The organism is Lentzea sp. NPDC058450 (genome assembly GCF_042721395.1).
GTDB lineage: Bacteria > Actinomycetota > Actinomycetes > Mycobacteriales > Pseudonocardiaceae > Lentzea.
Genome location: NZ_JBHXLO010000028.1, coordinates 52,214 through 67,700 on the forward strand (window position 1 = coordinate 52,214; position 15,487 = coordinate 67,700).

General features: G+C 69.0%; 15 protein-coding genes. 9 read left to right on the forward strand and 6 right to left on the reverse strand.

Translation table 11 applies throughout. From position 1 onward, the window contains the following. Positions 1-23: 23 nt before the first annotated feature. Positions 24-173 carry a hypothetical protein gene (locus tag ACFWNN_RS33845; protein WP_170176162.1) on the forward strand — a complete coding sequence of 50 codons (150 nt, stop codon included), beginning with the start codon at positions 24-26 and terminating at the stop codon, positions 171-173. Here ACFWNN_RS33845 and ACFWNN_RS33850 read toward each other — a convergent pair. The 4 genes from ACFWNN_RS33850 to ACFWNN_RS33865 form a co-directional block, all read right to left on the reverse strand. After that, complete coding sequence (locus ACFWNN_RS33850) at positions 170-976, reverse strand: isocitrate lyase/phosphoenolpyruvate mutase family protein (protein WP_382444017.1); 807 nt, start codon at positions 974-976, stop codon at positions 170-172. The genes ACFWNN_RS33845 and ACFWNN_RS33850 overlap by 4 nt on opposite strands. 613 nt (positions 977-1,589) lie before the next feature. Further along, positions 1,590-2,186, reverse strand: coding sequence for a hypothetical protein (locus tag ACFWNN_RS33855; RefSeq protein WP_382444018.1), 597 nt, complete (start codon positions 2,184-2,186; stop codon positions 1,590-1,592). A gap of 11 nt (positions 2,187-2,197) precedes the next feature. Next, the gene (locus ACFWNN_RS33860) at positions 2,198-2,761 is read right to left on the reverse strand and encodes a hypothetical protein (protein ID WP_382444019.1); all 564 of its coding nucleotides are present in this window, start codon (positions 2,759-2,761) and stop codon (positions 2,198-2,200) included. Then, entirely contained in the window at positions 2,758-3,561 is an 804-nt protein-coding gene (locus ACFWNN_RS33865) for a hypothetical protein (protein ID WP_382444020.1), read from the reverse strand. Before ACFWNN_RS33865 ends, ACFWNN_RS33860 begins: the two co-directional genes overlap by 4 nt. Before the next feature lie 495 nt (positions 3,562-4,056). On the opposite strand from ACFWNN_RS33865, the gene ACFWNN_RS33870 reads away from it, so the two are divergent. Next, on the forward strand, positions 4,057-4,899 hold the full coding sequence (locus ACFWNN_RS33870; RefSeq protein WP_382444021.1) for a DegV family protein: 843 nt from the start codon (positions 4,057-4,059) through the stop codon (positions 4,897-4,899). Positions 4,900-4,983: 84 nt separating this feature from the next. On the opposite strand, the gene ACFWNN_RS33875 is transcribed toward ACFWNN_RS33870, so the two are convergent. Beyond that, complete coding sequence (locus ACFWNN_RS33875; protein WP_382444022.1) at positions 4,984-5,574, reverse strand: TetR/AcrR family transcriptional regulator; 591 nt, start codon at positions 5,572-5,574, stop codon at positions 4,984-4,986. A gap of 276 nt (positions 5,575-5,850) precedes the next feature. On the opposite strand from ACFWNN_RS33875, the gene ACFWNN_RS33880 reads away from it, so the two are divergent. From ACFWNN_RS33880 to ACFWNN_RS33900, 5 genes are read left to right on the forward strand one after another with little or no spacing between them, the layout of a single operon-like run. Continuing rightward, positions 5,851-6,222, forward strand: a complete 372-nt coding sequence (locus ACFWNN_RS33880) for a hypothetical protein (RefSeq protein ID WP_382444023.1) — start codon at positions 5,851-5,853, stop codon at positions 6,220-6,222. Positions 6,223-6,232: 10 nt separating this feature from the next. Beyond that, the gene (locus ACFWNN_RS33885; RefSeq protein ID WP_382444024.1) at positions 6,233-6,961 is read left to right on the forward strand and encodes a class I SAM-dependent methyltransferase; all 729 of its coding nucleotides are present in this window, start codon (positions 6,233-6,235) and stop codon (positions 6,959-6,961) included. Beyond that, on the forward strand, positions 6,958-8,421 hold the full coding sequence (locus ACFWNN_RS33890) for a 1,4-alpha-glucan branching protein domain-containing protein (protein WP_382444025.1): 1,464 nt from the start codon (positions 6,958-6,960) through the stop codon (positions 8,419-8,421). The genes ACFWNN_RS33885 and ACFWNN_RS33890 overlap by 4 nt, the downstream gene beginning before the upstream one ends. Before the next feature lie 4 nt (positions 8,422-8,425). Next, positions 8,426-9,667 carry a glycosyltransferase family 4 protein gene (locus tag ACFWNN_RS33895; RefSeq protein WP_382444026.1) on the forward strand — a complete coding sequence of 414 codons (1,242 nt, stop codon included), beginning with the start codon at positions 8,426-8,428 and terminating at the stop codon, positions 9,665-9,667. Positions 9,668-9,715: 48 nt separating this feature from the next. Continuing rightward, positions 9,716-10,489, forward strand: coding sequence for an SGNH/GDSL hydrolase family protein (locus tag ACFWNN_RS33900; RefSeq protein WP_382444027.1), 774 nt, complete (start codon positions 9,716-9,718; stop codon positions 10,487-10,489). Here ACFWNN_RS33900 and ACFWNN_RS33905 read toward each other — a convergent pair. Further along, positions 10,486-11,238 carry an acyltransferase gene (locus tag ACFWNN_RS33905; RefSeq protein WP_382444028.1) on the reverse strand — a complete coding sequence of 251 codons (753 nt, stop codon included), beginning with the start codon at positions 11,236-11,238 and terminating at the stop codon, positions 10,486-10,488. The genes ACFWNN_RS33900 and ACFWNN_RS33905 overlap by 4 nt on opposite strands. Before the next feature lie 51 nt (positions 11,239-11,289). Here ACFWNN_RS33905 and ACFWNN_RS33910 point away from each other — a divergent pair, with 51 nt between their 5' ends. Together ACFWNN_RS33910 and ACFWNN_RS33915 are read left to right on the forward strand one after the other, a co-directional pair. Beyond that, on the forward strand, positions 11,290-12,144 hold the full coding sequence (locus ACFWNN_RS33910; protein WP_382444029.1) for a nucleoside hydrolase: 855 nt from the start codon (positions 11,290-11,292) through the stop codon (positions 12,142-12,144). A gap of 58 nt (positions 12,145-12,202) precedes the next feature. Beyond that, entirely contained in the window at positions 12,203-15,460 is a 3,258-nt protein-coding gene (locus ACFWNN_RS33915; protein WP_382444030.1) for a GH92 family glycosyl hydrolase, read from the forward strand. Positions 15,461-15,487 lie beyond the last annotated feature (27 nt).

A 15,487-nucleotide genomic window follows, 5' to 3' on the forward strand; every position in this document is an offset into this window, starting at 1 on the left:
CGTAACGGACACCTGGAGGACCGATGGCCGGCTTCATGGACAAGATCACCAGGTTCCTGCGCAGCCCGCAGGGCCACAAGCTGCAAGCGAAGGCACGGCAGATGGCGCAGGACCCGCGCAAGCGAGCGCAGGCCGAACAACTGCTGCGCAAGTTCCGCGGCAAGAAGCACTAACGCCCGAACAGCGCGTTGAGCTCTCCATAGGCAATGGCGTTCTCAACGCTGCTGTACGTGCCCTTGGTCAGCATCTCCTCCGCTGCCCGCCTGGCAACGGCATAGGCCGCCTCGGCCACCGCAGACCCGAGGCTGACCCGCGCCACGCCCGCCTTCGCCAACTCGTCGACGGCGGGCGAGCCAGGCCCCACCAACACGTTGAGCGGCGCAGCGATCCCCTTGGCCAGCTCCGCGATCGTCTCGATGTCGCTCACGCCAGGCACAAAAATCCCGCTGGCCCCAGCCGCGACGAACCGCGCAGCCCTCTCCAGCGTGCGCTCGAGCCGGTCAGCCGGATCCCCGACCTGCCGCAGGAACGTGTCGATGCGCGCGTTGATGAAAATCCCAGGCGCAGCCTCCCGAGCGGCCGCGTACCGCTCCGCCTGCTCCGCGACATCCCGTTGCCCAGCACCAAGTCCGTCCTCGATGTTGACCCCGGACGCGCCAGCCGCACCGACGGCCCGCACGGTCTCGCCGACCTCGGCAGCCGTCTCGCCGAACCCGGTCTCGATGTCGGCGCTGACCGGAACCCGCACCGCGGCAACAACCCTGGCCACGAGATCGACCGCCCGATCCCGCTGCAACGCGTCACCGTCAGGAGCACCGAGACTCCAGGCGACACCGGCACTGGTAGTGGCAACGGCCTTGGCCCCGGCCGCCTCGACCACCAGCGCGGAGGCGACGTCCCAAGCGTTGGCGAGGGCCAACGGCCCGGGCTGGTGGAGGGCGTGAAAGAGCTCAGTTCGATCCGTGGCGGAAGTCATGATCGATTGATATCAGCAGGCAGGCCGGGAAGTCCGGCGAGAATCGGACAGGAACCAACGACTTTCCGACATGGCCCGACCCGACGACAGGCTGACGCAGGGGTCCCCCTCGATGTTGACTCCCCCGCGCCCCAACGTACCGAGAGGGTCTGACACCGAGGATCGGCCGACAAGCGGCGGCGCACGGCGGCAAGGCTTCAGAGCGCACTCAACCGCAGTCGTCAACGCAAAACGACCACCCACGCAGGCCAGGCGCGCGCACCCACCGGACAGCCGTCAACGCACGCCAACCACCTACGAAGCCTGGCAAGCGAAGCCGAAGGCGAGCCCGAACGGGCTGATGCCCGCCACAGAGCCGGTTCCACCGCTCAAGGCGATTGGGGCTTGACTTTGGGTGCGAGGTGCTAGCTTCTCGAGCTCGGCCGGGCGCTTTTCAGCCCGGCCTTTCCGGCCGACCAGCGCCTCGCAAGGGCCCCGAAGTCAAGCCCCAATCGCACACCCCAGGTCTTTCGTCTAGACCCGCGCAACCAACCCTCGCAACCGCAGCCCAACCAACAAAACGCGACCAACCCCGCTGGAACGCAAGGCGAAGCACGCAACCGGCACCCGCAGGTCAGTTGCTACCGGCCTTCCGCCGAACCTCGTCGAACGTCCTCAAATACCGCTGCCGGAAGTCTTCCCGCTCAACCCAGGTCGTCTGCTCAACAGCCTGAGGCCGAGCAGGCGGCGGAAGCGCAGTCCCCACAACAACTTCCGGCTCAGGCTCAGGCTCCGCAACCAACTCAGGCTCGGTCTCGGGCTCAGGTTCCGGCTCCACAGCCAAGGCATCAACCTCAGGCTCGGCCACCTCAACCACAGGCTCGGCCACAGCCTCGACCACCGGCTCGGCGACCACAGGCTCGGCGACCACAGGCTCGGCGACCACCGGCTCAGCGAACACGGCCAACGCCGGCTCCAACTGAGGCAACCCCACCACGGGGCTGCGGTAGATCGGCCGGGAGTCGTAGTCGCCGTCCACCGGCTCCACGACGGCGGGCTTCTTCACCCAGCTCCGCGAGTCCGCCGCCACCTCAGGCACCACCTCGGGCACCACTTCAGCCGCCACCGACGCGGCGTCCTCCCGACGCCGCACCAGCACGTACATCAGGGCCGCCCCCAACGTGAAGGACAGCACGCACAGCCCGAAGACGATCCCGACTGCCCCTGCCATTGCGAAGGCTCCTAGCTGACGAGGACGTCGATCTGCGGTCCGAAGTCCGAGGGAGGCCCCCACACCGGGTCCACGATCACCCGTGTCGTGAAGGACTTGTCCACACCTTGTTCGGCCAGGTACTGCCGCAGCAGCCCGGCCCGTTCCATCGCGAGGACGTCGCAGCGGTGCGAGGCCGTCTCGCCGTTCCACGCGTGCGCCACCAACGTGACCGTGCCCGAGGAGTTGCGCAGCAGGCTGGCCAGGCTTCGCCGCACGTCCTCGCCGCGGCCCACCAACGAGGCGGTGCCCGGCGCGAACGTGATGCCCTTGACGGCGTGTGAGGAGAACAGGCTGCGCACCGCCTCCTGTGCCAACGAGGCGGACAGCAGGACCGGTGCGGCGGGTTCCATGCGCAGCGGTCCGACGAAGTCCGCCACCGGCACCGGGCCGGCGAGTGCGGCGGGGACGGCGGGGACGGCGGGCGACGACGACAGGGCCGTCTCCAGTTCGTCGCCGTAGACGGAGAAGCCGAACGCCGTCACGGAGGCCGGCACCATCAGGGCGCCTACTACGAGCGGAACCCAACGCTTCATGACGCCGCCACCTGTTCTGGGATGTGCACGGGCGCGACGCGGTCCGCCGCCGCGGACAGGGCGGCGCGGGCCGCGGTCAGCTGGGAGTGGACGACTCGCTTGAGCTCGTGCAGTTCCTCGGTGCGGTCGGCCACCTCGGCCAGGCGGCGGGCGGCTTCGCGGGACGCCATCTTCACCACGAACTCGGACCTGGCGCGGGCCAGCGCCTCCTGTTCCTGGAGGTGCTGGGCGACCTCGTTGCGGCGGCGGGTCATGCTGAGCTCGAAGAACTGCTGGGCCTTCTCGCGCTTGCGTTCCGAGTCGGCTTCGAGGGCGTTGCACTGCAGCGCGGTCTCGCGCAGGAGGCGGTCCGCGTCGGTCTGGGCCTGCTCGACGGCCTCGGCGCACTCGCGTTCCACCTCGTCGGCGCGCTGGCGGTGCTGGGCCTCCAGGTCGCCGTTGCGGCGTTCCATCTCGAGCTCGCGACGCTCCATCGCGGTGACGCGGGTGGCGCAGTCCTGGCGCACGGCGTAGAGCTCGGACTCGGCGTCGGCGCGCATCGCGGCGGCTTCGCGCTGGGCGTTGACGCGCAACGCCGTCACCTCGGTGTCGGTGCGCTCGCGGAGTTCGGCGATCTCCACGTCGGCGCGGTCGCGCAGTTCCGCGCACTCGCGTCCGGTCTGGAGGCGCATCTCCGCCGTCTCGTCCTCGGCGAGGCGGAGCATGCGGTGCATGCGCTCGGTGGCGCTCGCGTGCGAGCCAGAGGTGCTCTCCAGGCGTTCGATCCTGGAGCGCGCCTCGTCGAGGTCCTGGCGCGTCATTTCCAGGAGCTTGCGCAAATCGGCCGCCTGCGCCAGCGCTTCGACCCTGTCGAGACTCGTGAAGCGGAGCTGCTCCTCGAGATTCTCGATGTGCTCGATGACCTGACGTCGGTGAAAACCTCGGTAGACAACGTCAAAACCGGCGTGCAGCGGAACTAGTTCGGGCTCTTTTGCACCCATGGTCACCTACTCACTCAACCGGGCTGAAGATTGTGCGAGCTTACCCACGACCGATGGTCACAACCAGCGTCCAAAGTGGACGAATCGACATGATGTAACACGTGGAATAGCGGTCCTCTCCTGCACAAACAAGGCCCCTCTAGATCAACACCGCCAAGTGTCCAGTCACCCGATTGTGTCAAGTAGGACGCCTTTCCAGGGTGTTCACTCCGTGCGTTCGCCGTGTACGGAAAGCAACCGCCCAGGTCGAGATCACACGAATTGCCTTCCATCGGTCGTGGCTACTTCGATCACCCTTCGTTAACCTTCTCGTTCGTGTCCTCACGAGTAGCCGTCGTCACCGACTCGACCGCGTCGCTCCCCGCCCGCCTGGCGGACCGCTTCAACATCATCACGGTCCCGATGCAACTCAAGATCGGGTCGGAACTGATCGACGAGGCGTACGTGCCGACCGAGCGGCTGCTGCAGGCGATGGAGGCACAGATCCCGATCACGACGCAGCCGCCCGCCCCCGACGCGTTCTTCTGGGCCTACCAGGACGCGTGGGCGAAGGGCGCCGAGACGATCGTGTCGGTGCACGTGACGCCGAAGCTCTCTCCGGCGACGGACGCGGCGAAGGCGGCCGCGGCCAAGTCGCGCGTGCCGGTGTTCATCGTGGACTCGCACTCGTCGGGCATGACGCTCGGCTTCGCGGCGCTCGCGGCCGCGCGGATCGTGCAGAGCGGCGGCAACGTCCAGAACGCGCGCAGCGTCGCCGAGCAGCGCGGACGCAACGCCAACGTGCTCATCTACGTCGACACGCTGCACTACCTGCGCCAGGCGGGCCGGGTCAGCGCGGCGGCGAAGCTCTTCGGCGACGCGCTGTCGGTCAAGCCGCTGCTCACCGTCGTGAACGGCGAGGTGGAGCCGTTCGACAAGGTCGTCGGCCGCGACCGGGCGCTGACGAAGCTCGTCGACAAGGCGGTGGCACTCGCCTACGGACGCGACGTCGACCTCGCCGTCGAGCACTTCGCGGCCGAGAAGGAGGGCCACGAGCTGCTGCAGATGCTCCAGAAGCGCATCCCGCACGCCCGCGACGTCGTCCTCACCCAGGTCAGCGCGGCGATCGGCGCGAACGTCGGACCGGGCGCGCTGGCCGTGACGATCTCGCCGTTCTAGGTGCCGTCCGGCCGGTTCGTCAGGTGAGAGGCGCGGGCGAGAGACCGGCCGCCACTGTCGCCCGATGAACTTGCAGGACAGCGCCTAGCCCAGGTCCGCCACCTCTTCTACGAGCAGCAGCTCGACGTCGATCCCCATCGGGGCGAAGTGGCCGGCGAGCTCTAGCGAGAGCACACCCTGCGTGCGCGTCCAGAACGACAGCGCGCGGTGCACCGTCGGCGACGGCGCCGGCAGCGCGCCCGCCCACCCGTTCCTCATCCGCAGGAAGGCCTCGAACGGGGTTTTCGGGTCCGGCGACCCGCCACCGCACACCTCCAGCACCACCGCCAGGATCTCGTTCGAGATCGCGGTGATGTCGTCGGGCGCGTGGTAGCCGGGCACGGGCGTGCCGTAGATCAGCAGGTACCGCTGCGGGTCGGCGAGCGCCCACCGCCGGATGACCGAGGCGAGCCCCGCGACCGTGACGCCCTTCGCGTGCGCCGCGCGGACGGTGTCGGCGAGGCTGCGGTAGGCGTCGCGGATGAGCTCGGTGATCAGCTCGTCGCGACCGGCGAAGTACCGGTACAGCGCGGGCCCGCTCATTCCCATCTCCTTGGCGATCGCGTTCAATGACAACGCTGTCACGCCGTTTGTCGCGATCTGCTGCCACGCGTGCCGCTTGACCTCGTCGCGCACCTGGGTCCGGTAGCGCGCACGAGGGTTCCGCCTAGAACCGGACCCAGGGTCGGACCCGGAGTCGACCCCAGGATCAGACCCGGGACCAGACACAGCGCCGGACACCGCGTCGGCCTCAGCGCTGGACGCCGGGCCGGCCTGAGACTCTGTCGCCATAGTTAGACCCTCTCACATTCGTTATTGACACTCACGCTTGCGAAAGCTTAGCTTCTGCATGTCACAACAGTTAGACCCTCTAACTCAAGCGACAACTACTAACGAAAGCAGGAGCCTGTCATGAACGCGAACACCTCTGGCAAGACTGGGAACGTCGCCCGCAAGGCCGCCTACCCGAAGACGTCGACGCTGGTCGCGGCCTGGGCGGCACCCGTGATGGTGATCGGCAAGTTCGGACTGCTGTCCGGCATTCCCATCGCCGTCGTGCTCGTCGCGAGCCTGCGCAGCGGCCGTTCGAAGGCCCTGCGGTGGTGGTCGGGAGCGCTGACGCTGGCGTACGCGGTGCCGTTGACGACGTGGCTCACCGGACCGAGTGACGCACCCAGCCTGTCCAAGTACATGGACACCACGACGACGGCGGTTCTCGCGGCGGCGGGCGTCGCGACGGCGATCGCGCACCAGGTAGTTCGCATGAGGTCTACTGGCAAGTAACCTGGCGGGCGTGACCCTCCCCCTGACCGGCGAACGCACGGTGCCCGGTATCGCCGAGGAGAATTACTGGTTCAGGCGCCACGAGGCGGCCTATCTACATCTCATCGGCCACTGCGCGGACGCCGTCGTGCTGGAGGCGGGCTGCGGCGAGGGCTACGGCGCGCAGCTGATCAGAACGGTCGCGCGCCGCGTGGTCGCGCTCGACTACGACGAGCTGACGTCGCAGCACGTGGCGCGCCGGTACCCGCAGCTGAACGTGCTCCGCGGCAACCTCGCGACCCTCCCGCTCCAGGACGGCAGCGTCGACGTCGTGGCGAACCTGCAGGTCATCGAGCACCTGTGGGACCAGGAGGGGTTCCTCGCGGAGTGCCTCAGGGTGCTCAGGCCCGGCGGCCGGCTCATCGTCACGACGCCGAACCGGCTCACGTTCTCGCCCGGCCAGGACACCCCGCTGAACCCGTTCCACACCAGGGAACTCGCACCGTCCGAACTGGACGAGATGCTGCGCGAGGCTGGTTTCCGCGTTGACGAACTGACGGGCCTGCGTCACGGACCGAGGCTTGACACGCTCCTGAACGGACAGATCATCAACGCACAGGTCGAAGTCGCCCTGTCCGGCGCGCCCTGGCCGGCGGAGCTCAAGGAGGCTGTGGAGTCGGTGACGGTGGAGGACTTCGACATCACGCCCGACGACATGGACGCCTGCCTGGACCTCGTGGCCGTGGCGGTGCGCGCGTGACCCAGCGGACGTCCGAGGGCACGTTCTGCCTCGTCCTGCACAGCCACCTGCCCTGGCTCGCGCACCACGGCGCGTGGCCGGTCGGCGAGGAGTGGCTCTACCAGGCGTGGGCGCACTCGTACCTGCCCGTCGTCGACATGCTGAAGAGGTTCGCCGACGAGGGCCGCGAGGACGTCCTGACGCTCGGCGTCACCCCCGTCCTGGCCGCCCAGCTCGACGACCCCTACTGCCTGCGCGGCATGCACGACTGGCTCGGCAACTGGCACCTGCGCTCGCACTTCGCCGGCGAACGGCTGAAGGAGCTGTCGGCGTACGAGCACCGGGCGTCGCAGTGGGCGCTGGACAGGTTCGAAACCCAGTGGCGGCACGGGTTCTCACCGCTGCTGCGGTCCCTTGTGGACTCCAGCACGATCGAGCTGCTCGGCGGGCCCGCCACGCACCCGTTCCAGCCGTTGCTCGACCCGAAGGTCAGGGCGTTCGCGCTCAAGGCCGGCCTCGACGACACCGCGCTGCGCCTCGGTCGTGCGCCGGAAGGGATCTGGGCGCCGGAGTGCGGCTACTCCCCCGGCATGGAGGCCGGGTACGCGACCGCCGGCGTCAGGAGGTTCATGGTCGACGGGCCCGCGCTGCACGGCGACACCTCGGCAGCGCACCCCGTCGGATCGTCGGACGTGCTGGCGTTCGGGCGGGATCTCGAAGTCTCGTACCGCGTGTGGTCGCCCAAGGTCGGCTATCCGGGTGACGCGGCCTACCGGGATTTTCACACTTACGATCACCCGACGGGCCTCAAGCCGTCGCGGGTGACGGGCAAGAACGTGGCGCCGGAGGACAAACGGCCGTACGACCCGTTGCTGGCGAAGGAAGCTCTCGACCGGCACGTCGCGGATTTCGTCGACACGGTCGTGCGGCGGCTCAGGGCGATCGACGGCGGACTCGTCGTCGCGGCCTACGACACCGAGCTGTACGGGCATTGGTGGCACGAGGGTCCGTTGTGGCTGGAGGCCGTGCTGCGGGCGTTGCCGGAGGCGGGCGTGCGCGTGACGACGTTGCGCGGGGCCGTCGAGGCGGGGCACGTGGGCGCGCCGGTGGAGCTGCCGGCGTCGTCGTGGGGCAGTGGCAAGGACTGGCGCGTGTGGGACGGCGCGCAGGTGGCGGACATCGTGTCGTTGAACGAGTCCGTGCAGAAGGAGTTGCTGGGACTGGACTTCTCGTCGCCGACGAGGAACCCGGTGCTGGACCAGGCGGTGCGCGAGGCGTTGCTGGCGTTGTCGAGCGACTGGGCCTTCATGGTCACGAAGGACTCGGCCGCCGACTACGCCCGCTACCGCGCGAAGATTCACAGCGATCGCTTCAGCGAGCTCGCGGCGTTGACGCGGAGCGGTCGCGGACTGGGCAGAGCAACGGAGCTCCGCGCGGCGGACGGCCCCTTCGGGCATCTGGACGCGCGAGGAATGGGGTAACGGGATGCGCGTGCTGATGTTGTCGTGGGAGTACCCGCCGGTGGTCGTCGGCGGGCTGGGCAGGCACGTCCACGCGCTCGCGACACAACTGGCCGCGCAGGGGCACGAGGTCGTCGTGCTGTGCCGGCAGCCGTCCGGCACCGACGCGATCACGCACCCGACGTCCGACCTGGTGAGCGAGGGCGTGCGGCTGATCCGGGTCGCCGAGGACCCGGCGCACTTCGTGTTCGAGAAGGACCTGCTGGCCTGGACGCTCGCGATGGGGCACGCGATGACGCGCGCCGGGCTGGGATCGTGGCGGCCGGACGTCGTGCACGCGCACGACTGGCTCGTCGCGCACCCCGCCGTGGCGCTGGCGGAGGCGTTCGGCGTGCCGCTGGTCGCGACGATCCACGCGACCGAGGCCGGGCGGCACTCGGGCTGGCTGTCGCACCCGCTGAACCAGCAGGTGCACTCCGTCGAGTGGTGGCTCGCGAACCGCGCCGACGCGCTGATCACGTGCTCGTCGGCGATGCGCGGCGAGGTCGGGCATCTGTTCGAAGTGGACACCGCCGACGTTTCCGTGCTGCACAACGGCATCGAGCCGGGCGGCTGGAAGGTGCGCGCGAAGGACGTGGGCGCGGCCCGCCGGACGTACTCGCCGCACGGTGATCCGCTGCTGCTCTTCTTCGGCCGCATCGAGTGGGAGAAGGGCATCCAGGACCTGGTCGCCGCGCTCCCCCGCATCCGCCGCTTCCACCGCGGCACGCGCGTGGTCGTGGCCGGCGGTGGCTCGCAGACCGAGTGGCTGCGGGACCAGGCGCGCAAGCACCGCGTGCTGCGGGCCGTGGAGTTCGTCGGCCACCTGTCCGACAGGTCCTTGGCGGCGTTGCTCACCGCGGCCGACGCGGTGGTGCTGCCGTCGCGCTACGAACCGTTCGGCATCGTCGCCCTGGAGGCCGCTGCGGCCGGAACGCCCCTGGTCGCGTCCACGGCCGGTGGGCTCGGCGAGGTCGTGCTGGACGGCGTCACGGGACTCTCGTTCGCCCCCGGTGACGTGGACGGACTCACGCGCGCCGTGCGTGACGTGCTGTCCGATCCCACGTCCGCGGCGGCACGTGCGCGCGCTGCGAAGGCACGGCTCACCACGGACTTCAACTGGGCCACGATCGCCTCCGACACGGCTTCCGTTTACGGCGCAGCGGTTGTGCGCGAACCACGCGTGCTCGGCCGCCCCAAGATCGCGACGGGCAATCTGTTCACCTAGGTCGGCTACAGTCGCCGGTCCCGTTAACAACAGGTGACCGAGGACTGAATGAAATACCAACGCTTCGTGGCGCTCGGGGACAGCTGCACCGAGGGCCTGGACGACCTGCTTCCCGACGGCCGCTACCGGGGCTGGGCGGACCGGGTCGCGTCCGCCCTGGACGCGCCGGGCTTCCGTTATGCCAACCTCGGCGTGCGCGGCCGTCGCCTCGACCAGATGCTGGTGGAGCAGGTCCCGTCCGCGCGCGCGTTGGAACCTGACCTGGTGGTGCTGTTCGGCGGTGGCAACGACGTCATGTCCAACGCGACCCTGGAACAGATCGCAGCGCGCGCAGACGCGATGGTGCACGCCGTGACGTCGTTCGCGCCGACCGTCGCCGTCTTCACGTTGAGCGACATCTCGCACCGCATGCCGTTCGGCTGGCGCATGCGGCCACGCATCGATGCCCTGAACACGGCCGTGCGCACCGCAGCTTCGCGTTACGGCGCGATCCTGGTCGACGTCGAGGCCGACGAGTGCGTGCACGACTCGCGCTACTTCGGCCCGGACCGGCTGCACCTGTCGTCGTTGGGGCACAGACGGTTGGCGGGCCACGTGCTGTCGGCGCTCGACATCCCGTTCGACCCGGCCTGGCTGACGCCGCTGGAGGGCAAGGCCGCGTCCGCCTCCGTGCTGGACCACTGGCGGTGGCTGCGCGACCAGGTGCTGCCCGTCGCCTACACGCGAACCCGCAACAAGCTCATCGGCCGCCAGCCGGGCGACGGTTTCGTGCCCAAGCGCCCGCAGCTCGCGCCGCTCACCTCACGGCAGCCGGCGCACTAGGCGGACGCGTCCTCCACCCGCTTGGCCAGGGCGTCCTTGGCCTTGCGGGCCATGTCCGCGATGTCCGCACGCCGCTGCGCGTCCGCCTCGTAGTCCGCCCGCCGGTCCCGCACCACCCGGGCCGGCATGCCGACCGCGATCTTGAAGTCCGGGATGTCCCCGCGCACGATCGCGTGCGCCCCGAGCACGCACCCGCGCCCCACGCGGGTGCCGCGCAGCACCGTCACCTTGGCGCCGAGCCAGCAGTCCGGCCCGATGCGCACCGGCGTCTTCACGATGCCCTGGTCCTTGATCGGCAGGGTGATGTCCTCGACCTTGTGGTCGAAGTCGCAGATGTACACCCAGTCGGCGACGAGCGACGACGCGCCGATCTCGATGTCGAGGTAGCAGTTGACGGTGTTGTCCTTGCCGAACACCACCTTGTCGCCGATGCGCAGCGACCCCTCGTGGCAGCGGATGGCGTTGCCGTCGCCGATGTGGACCCAGCGGCCGATCTCGAGGCGGCCGAAGCCGGGGCGGGCCATGACCTCGACGCGCTTGCCGAAGAACACCATGCCGCGCAGCACGACGTGCGGGTTGAGCAGGCGGAACTTGAGCAGCCGCCAGTACCGGACGAGGTACCACGGGGTGTAGGCGCGGTGGCGCAGGACCCAGCGCAGGGAGGCCATCGTGAGGAACCGCGCCTGCATCGGGTCCCGGCGCGACCTGCGCCAGCGCGTCCAGACGGGTGCTCCCCACATCGAAGTCATGACGGGCACTTTAACTTCGGGTGCCGGGGCCGTCTCGGGCAAGCTGGTGGCATGGCCACTCCTCTCATCATCGACACCGATCCCGGCGTCGACGACGCGTTCGCTATCGCGCTCGCCGCTCGCAGTCCCGAGGTCGACCTCAGGGCGTTGACCACGGTGTTCGGCAACGTCGGGCTGGAGCTCACGACGGCGAACGCGCTGCGGTTGCTCGCGCACCTCAAGCGCACCGACGTGCCCGTGGTGAAGGGGTCCCCAGGGCCGGGAGGGGCCGCCGACGTGCACGGGGAGGACGGGCTCGGCGGGCAGGCGCACACGTTGCCGGAGAACCCCGAAAGCGTGAAAAGCGAGGACGTCGTCCAGTTCTTCGCGGACCACCTCACGCCCGACACGGTGGTGGCGGCGATCGGGCCGCTCACGAACATCGCGAAGGCGCTGGACGCCGGGATCATGTTCCCGCGGCTCGTCGTCATGGGCGGTGGGCTCGGGATCGGGAACATGACGCTCAGGGCCGAGTTCAACTTCTGGGCGGACGCCGAAGCGGCGCGGACGGTGATCCGCAAGGGCAACCCGATCGTGGTACCGCTCAACCTCACGCAGCGGTGCATCGCGGACACCGCGTTCCTCGCGAACGTCGACCCCGTGCTCAGCAACCTCACGGGGACCTACCGCGAGTACCTGGCGGCGAACCCCGACCAGAACCACTCGGACCGGCCCGAGGGCATCCTCGTCCACGACGCCGTGGCGGTGGCGGAGGCGATCGTGCCGGGGACGCTGCAGCTGCGCACGCACGGGCTCGACATCGACGACGAGGGTGCGCTCGTCGAGGGAAAGCACCAGGTAGAGGTCGCGGAAGACTGCGATTGGCCCGCGTTGAGGGCCTTCATGGAGCAGCGCTTGTCCGTTTGACGACAACTTCACGTCGCTCTCTGGGGTTACGCGGGCACGGAAAGTAGGGTCCGCGACCATGCAGCGAAGAGTCCTCACGACAGCTGCGGTAGTGGCGGCCATGACGTTCGGAGTGGTCCCTGCCTCCGCTCAGCCCCAGATCATGGTGGTGCCGGATCCGGCAGCACACGTGAACCCGTTCATCGGCACGACCAACCTCGGGAACACCTTTCCCGGCGCGGTCGTGCCGTTCGGCATGTTCTCCTTCAGCCCGGAGGCCAGTCGCGGCAACACCCTGCGCGCCGCGGCTCCCGGCGGTTACCGGTACGACGCCACGAAGATCCGCGGCTTCAGCCTCACGCACATGTCCGGCACGGGCTGCGCGGGCGGCAGCGGTGACATCCCGATCTTCCCGCACGTCGGGACCGTCACGACCAGCCCGACGACCGACGCGACGGACGCCGTCTACGCCAGCGACTTCGCGCACACCGACGAGGTGGCCAAGCCCGGCCGCTACGACGTGACGCTCAAGTCCGGCGCCAAGGCCGAGCTGTCCGCCACCGAACGCACCGGTGCCGCGCGGTTCAGCTTCCCCGCCGACAAGCCGGCGACGGTGCTGGTCAACACGTCCAAGTCGCAGGTCGGCAGCTCCGACGCGCAGACCGTGATCGACAAGGACAAGCGGACGATCACCGGCTCCGTGACGTCCGGCAACTTCTGCGGCTACATCAACCAGGTCGGCCGCCGCAGCTACTACACGCTGCACTTCGTGGCGGAGTTCGACCAGGCGTTCACCGAGGTCGGCACGTACCAGGACAACGTTGTCACGCCCGGTGGCACGTCGTCGCAGGGCGGCACGACGTACGGGACGAACGGCTGGCCGGTGCTGGGCAAGGGTTCCGGCGCCTACCTCGGCTTCGCGCCCGGCTCGCAGGTCGGCATGAAGGTCGGCATCTCCTACGTGAGCCTGGACAACGCGCGGGAGAACCTCAAGGCCGAGAACAAGGGTCAGTCCATTGAGGACATGAGGGACAACGCGTACATCGCGTGGCAGAAGCAGCTCAAGCGCATCGAGGTCGGCGGCGGCTCCGATGACGAGCGGACGAAGTTCTACACCGCGCTGTACCACTCGCTGTTGCACCCCAACCTCTTCAGCGATGTCAACGGCGAGTACGCCGGGTTCGACGGCAAGACCCACAAGATCGACAAACGCAGGCAGAAGGCCCAGTACGGCACGTTCTCCGGCTGGGACATCTACCGCTCGCAGCTGCAGCTGCTCACCATGCTCGAACCGCAGGTCGGGTCGGACATCGCGCAGTCGCTGCTCAACCAGAGCGACCAGAACAACGGCGTGTGGGACCGCTGGACCCACAACGGCGGCGGCACGCACGTCATGAACGGCGACCCCGCGCCGATCGCACTGGCCGCCATCTCGGCGTTCGGTGGCGACAAGTACGACCTCAAGTCGTCCCTGAAGTCGTTGGTGAAGGCCGCGACCGTGCCCACGGCGCTCGACCTGAGCAAGGACGGCTGGGCCGTGATGTCGGTCGGCCAGCGCCCGTCGCTCGACAAGTACCTGCAGAACAAGTACATGCCGGCCGTGTCGAACGCGTGGGGTGGCGCGGCGGAGACCCTGGAGATCTCCGCGGCGGACTTCGCGATCAGCCAGCTCGCCGAACGCAGCGGCGACAAGAAGACCGCGAAGACGTTCGCCGAGCGCGCCCAGTGGTGGCAGAACAACTTCGACCCGGTCGCGGACTCCACCGGCGGCTACATCCGCAACCGCAACGCCGACGGCACGTGGGTCAAGGACTTCACGCCCGACACCGGCAACGGGTTCGTCGAGGGCAGCAGCGCGCAGTACACGTGGATGGTCACGCACAACGTGGCCGGGCTCGTGGACTCGCTCGGCGGCAAGGAACGCGCCAACAAGCGACTCGACGACTTCTTCCACAACGCCGACGGCAGCTGGGCGTTGACGGGCAAGGGCGGCGCGAAGTCCGAACTGGACAACGAACCGTCCGTGAACGTCCCGTGGCTCTACAACTACACGGGCGCACCGGCCAAGGCGCAGGAGACGCTGCGCGAGACCATCACCACGCTGTGGAAGAACGCTCCCGGCGGCATCCCCGGCAACGACGACCTCGGCGCCATGTCGTCGTGGTTCGTGTTCACCGCGATGGGCATCTACCCGCAGGTGCCGTCGCGCGCCGAGCTCGTGCTGAGCGCGCCGCTGTTCACCTCGGTGAAGATCAACCGCGGCGGTGGCAAGGACATCACGATCACGGCCCCGCAGGCCAACACCGCGACGAAGTACGTGCAGTCGCTGAAGGTCAACGGTCGCGCTGCCACCAAGACCTGGCTGCCCGAGTCGTTCGTGGAACGCGGCGGCAAGCTCGACTTCGTGCTGGGCAAGACGGCTTCGTCGTGGGGTACGGGCGCCTCGGACGCCCCGCCGTCGTTCCGCGACGGCGAGAAGCCGATCAAGCACGACCAGCCGTACTTCCTGACCGTCGAACCGCGTCAGCTCGTCGTGGAGCCCGGCAAGTCGGTGCCCGCGAAGGTGAACTCCGTCAAGCTGTACGACGGCTCGCCGAAGGCCACCTACACGATCACCGGACCTCCGGGACTCACCTTCACGCCCGCCAGCGGCACGGTGCCCGCGGACTTCACGGTCGCGGCCGACGCCGGTACCGCACAAGGGTTCTACGACATCACCGTGACGGTGACCGTCGAGGGCGCCGCGAAACCGGTCGTGCTGCCGCAGATCGTGAAGGTGGCGCCGGCGGGCAGCATGCTCGCCGCGGTCAACAACGTCGGTGCCTCCGCCGACGCCGACGGTGAGGGCGACTTCGACGGCGGCGGCTACAGCTACTCGCGCGAAGCCCTGGCCACGGCCGGACTCCCGCCGGGCGGCACCGCCACCGTCGACGGCCTCACGTTCACCTGGCCGTCCTCGCCTCCTGGCCGTCCCGACAACGCGACGGCGCAGAAGCAAACCCTTGCCCTGTCGGGTACCCGGTTGGCGTTCGTGGGGTCGGCGGCCAACGGTGCCCGGGCCAAGGCGGCCACGGTGACGTTCACGGACGGCACCACCGCGCAGGTCGAGGTCGGGTTCAGCGACTGGACGCTGGGCGGCGGCGGGGCGGCACCGAGCTTCGGCAACGTGATCGTCGCCAACACGCCGTACCGCAACCAGTTGGGCGGCGGCAACGAGAAGGTCGCCACGCACATCTTCGCGACGAAGACGTACGTGGCTCCGGAGGGCAAGACGCTGGCGAGCGTCGTGCTGCCGGATGACGTGAACATGCACGTCTTCGCTGTGGCACTCGGGTAGTTCTTGCTTGGGGCGGCTCCGTTTCGC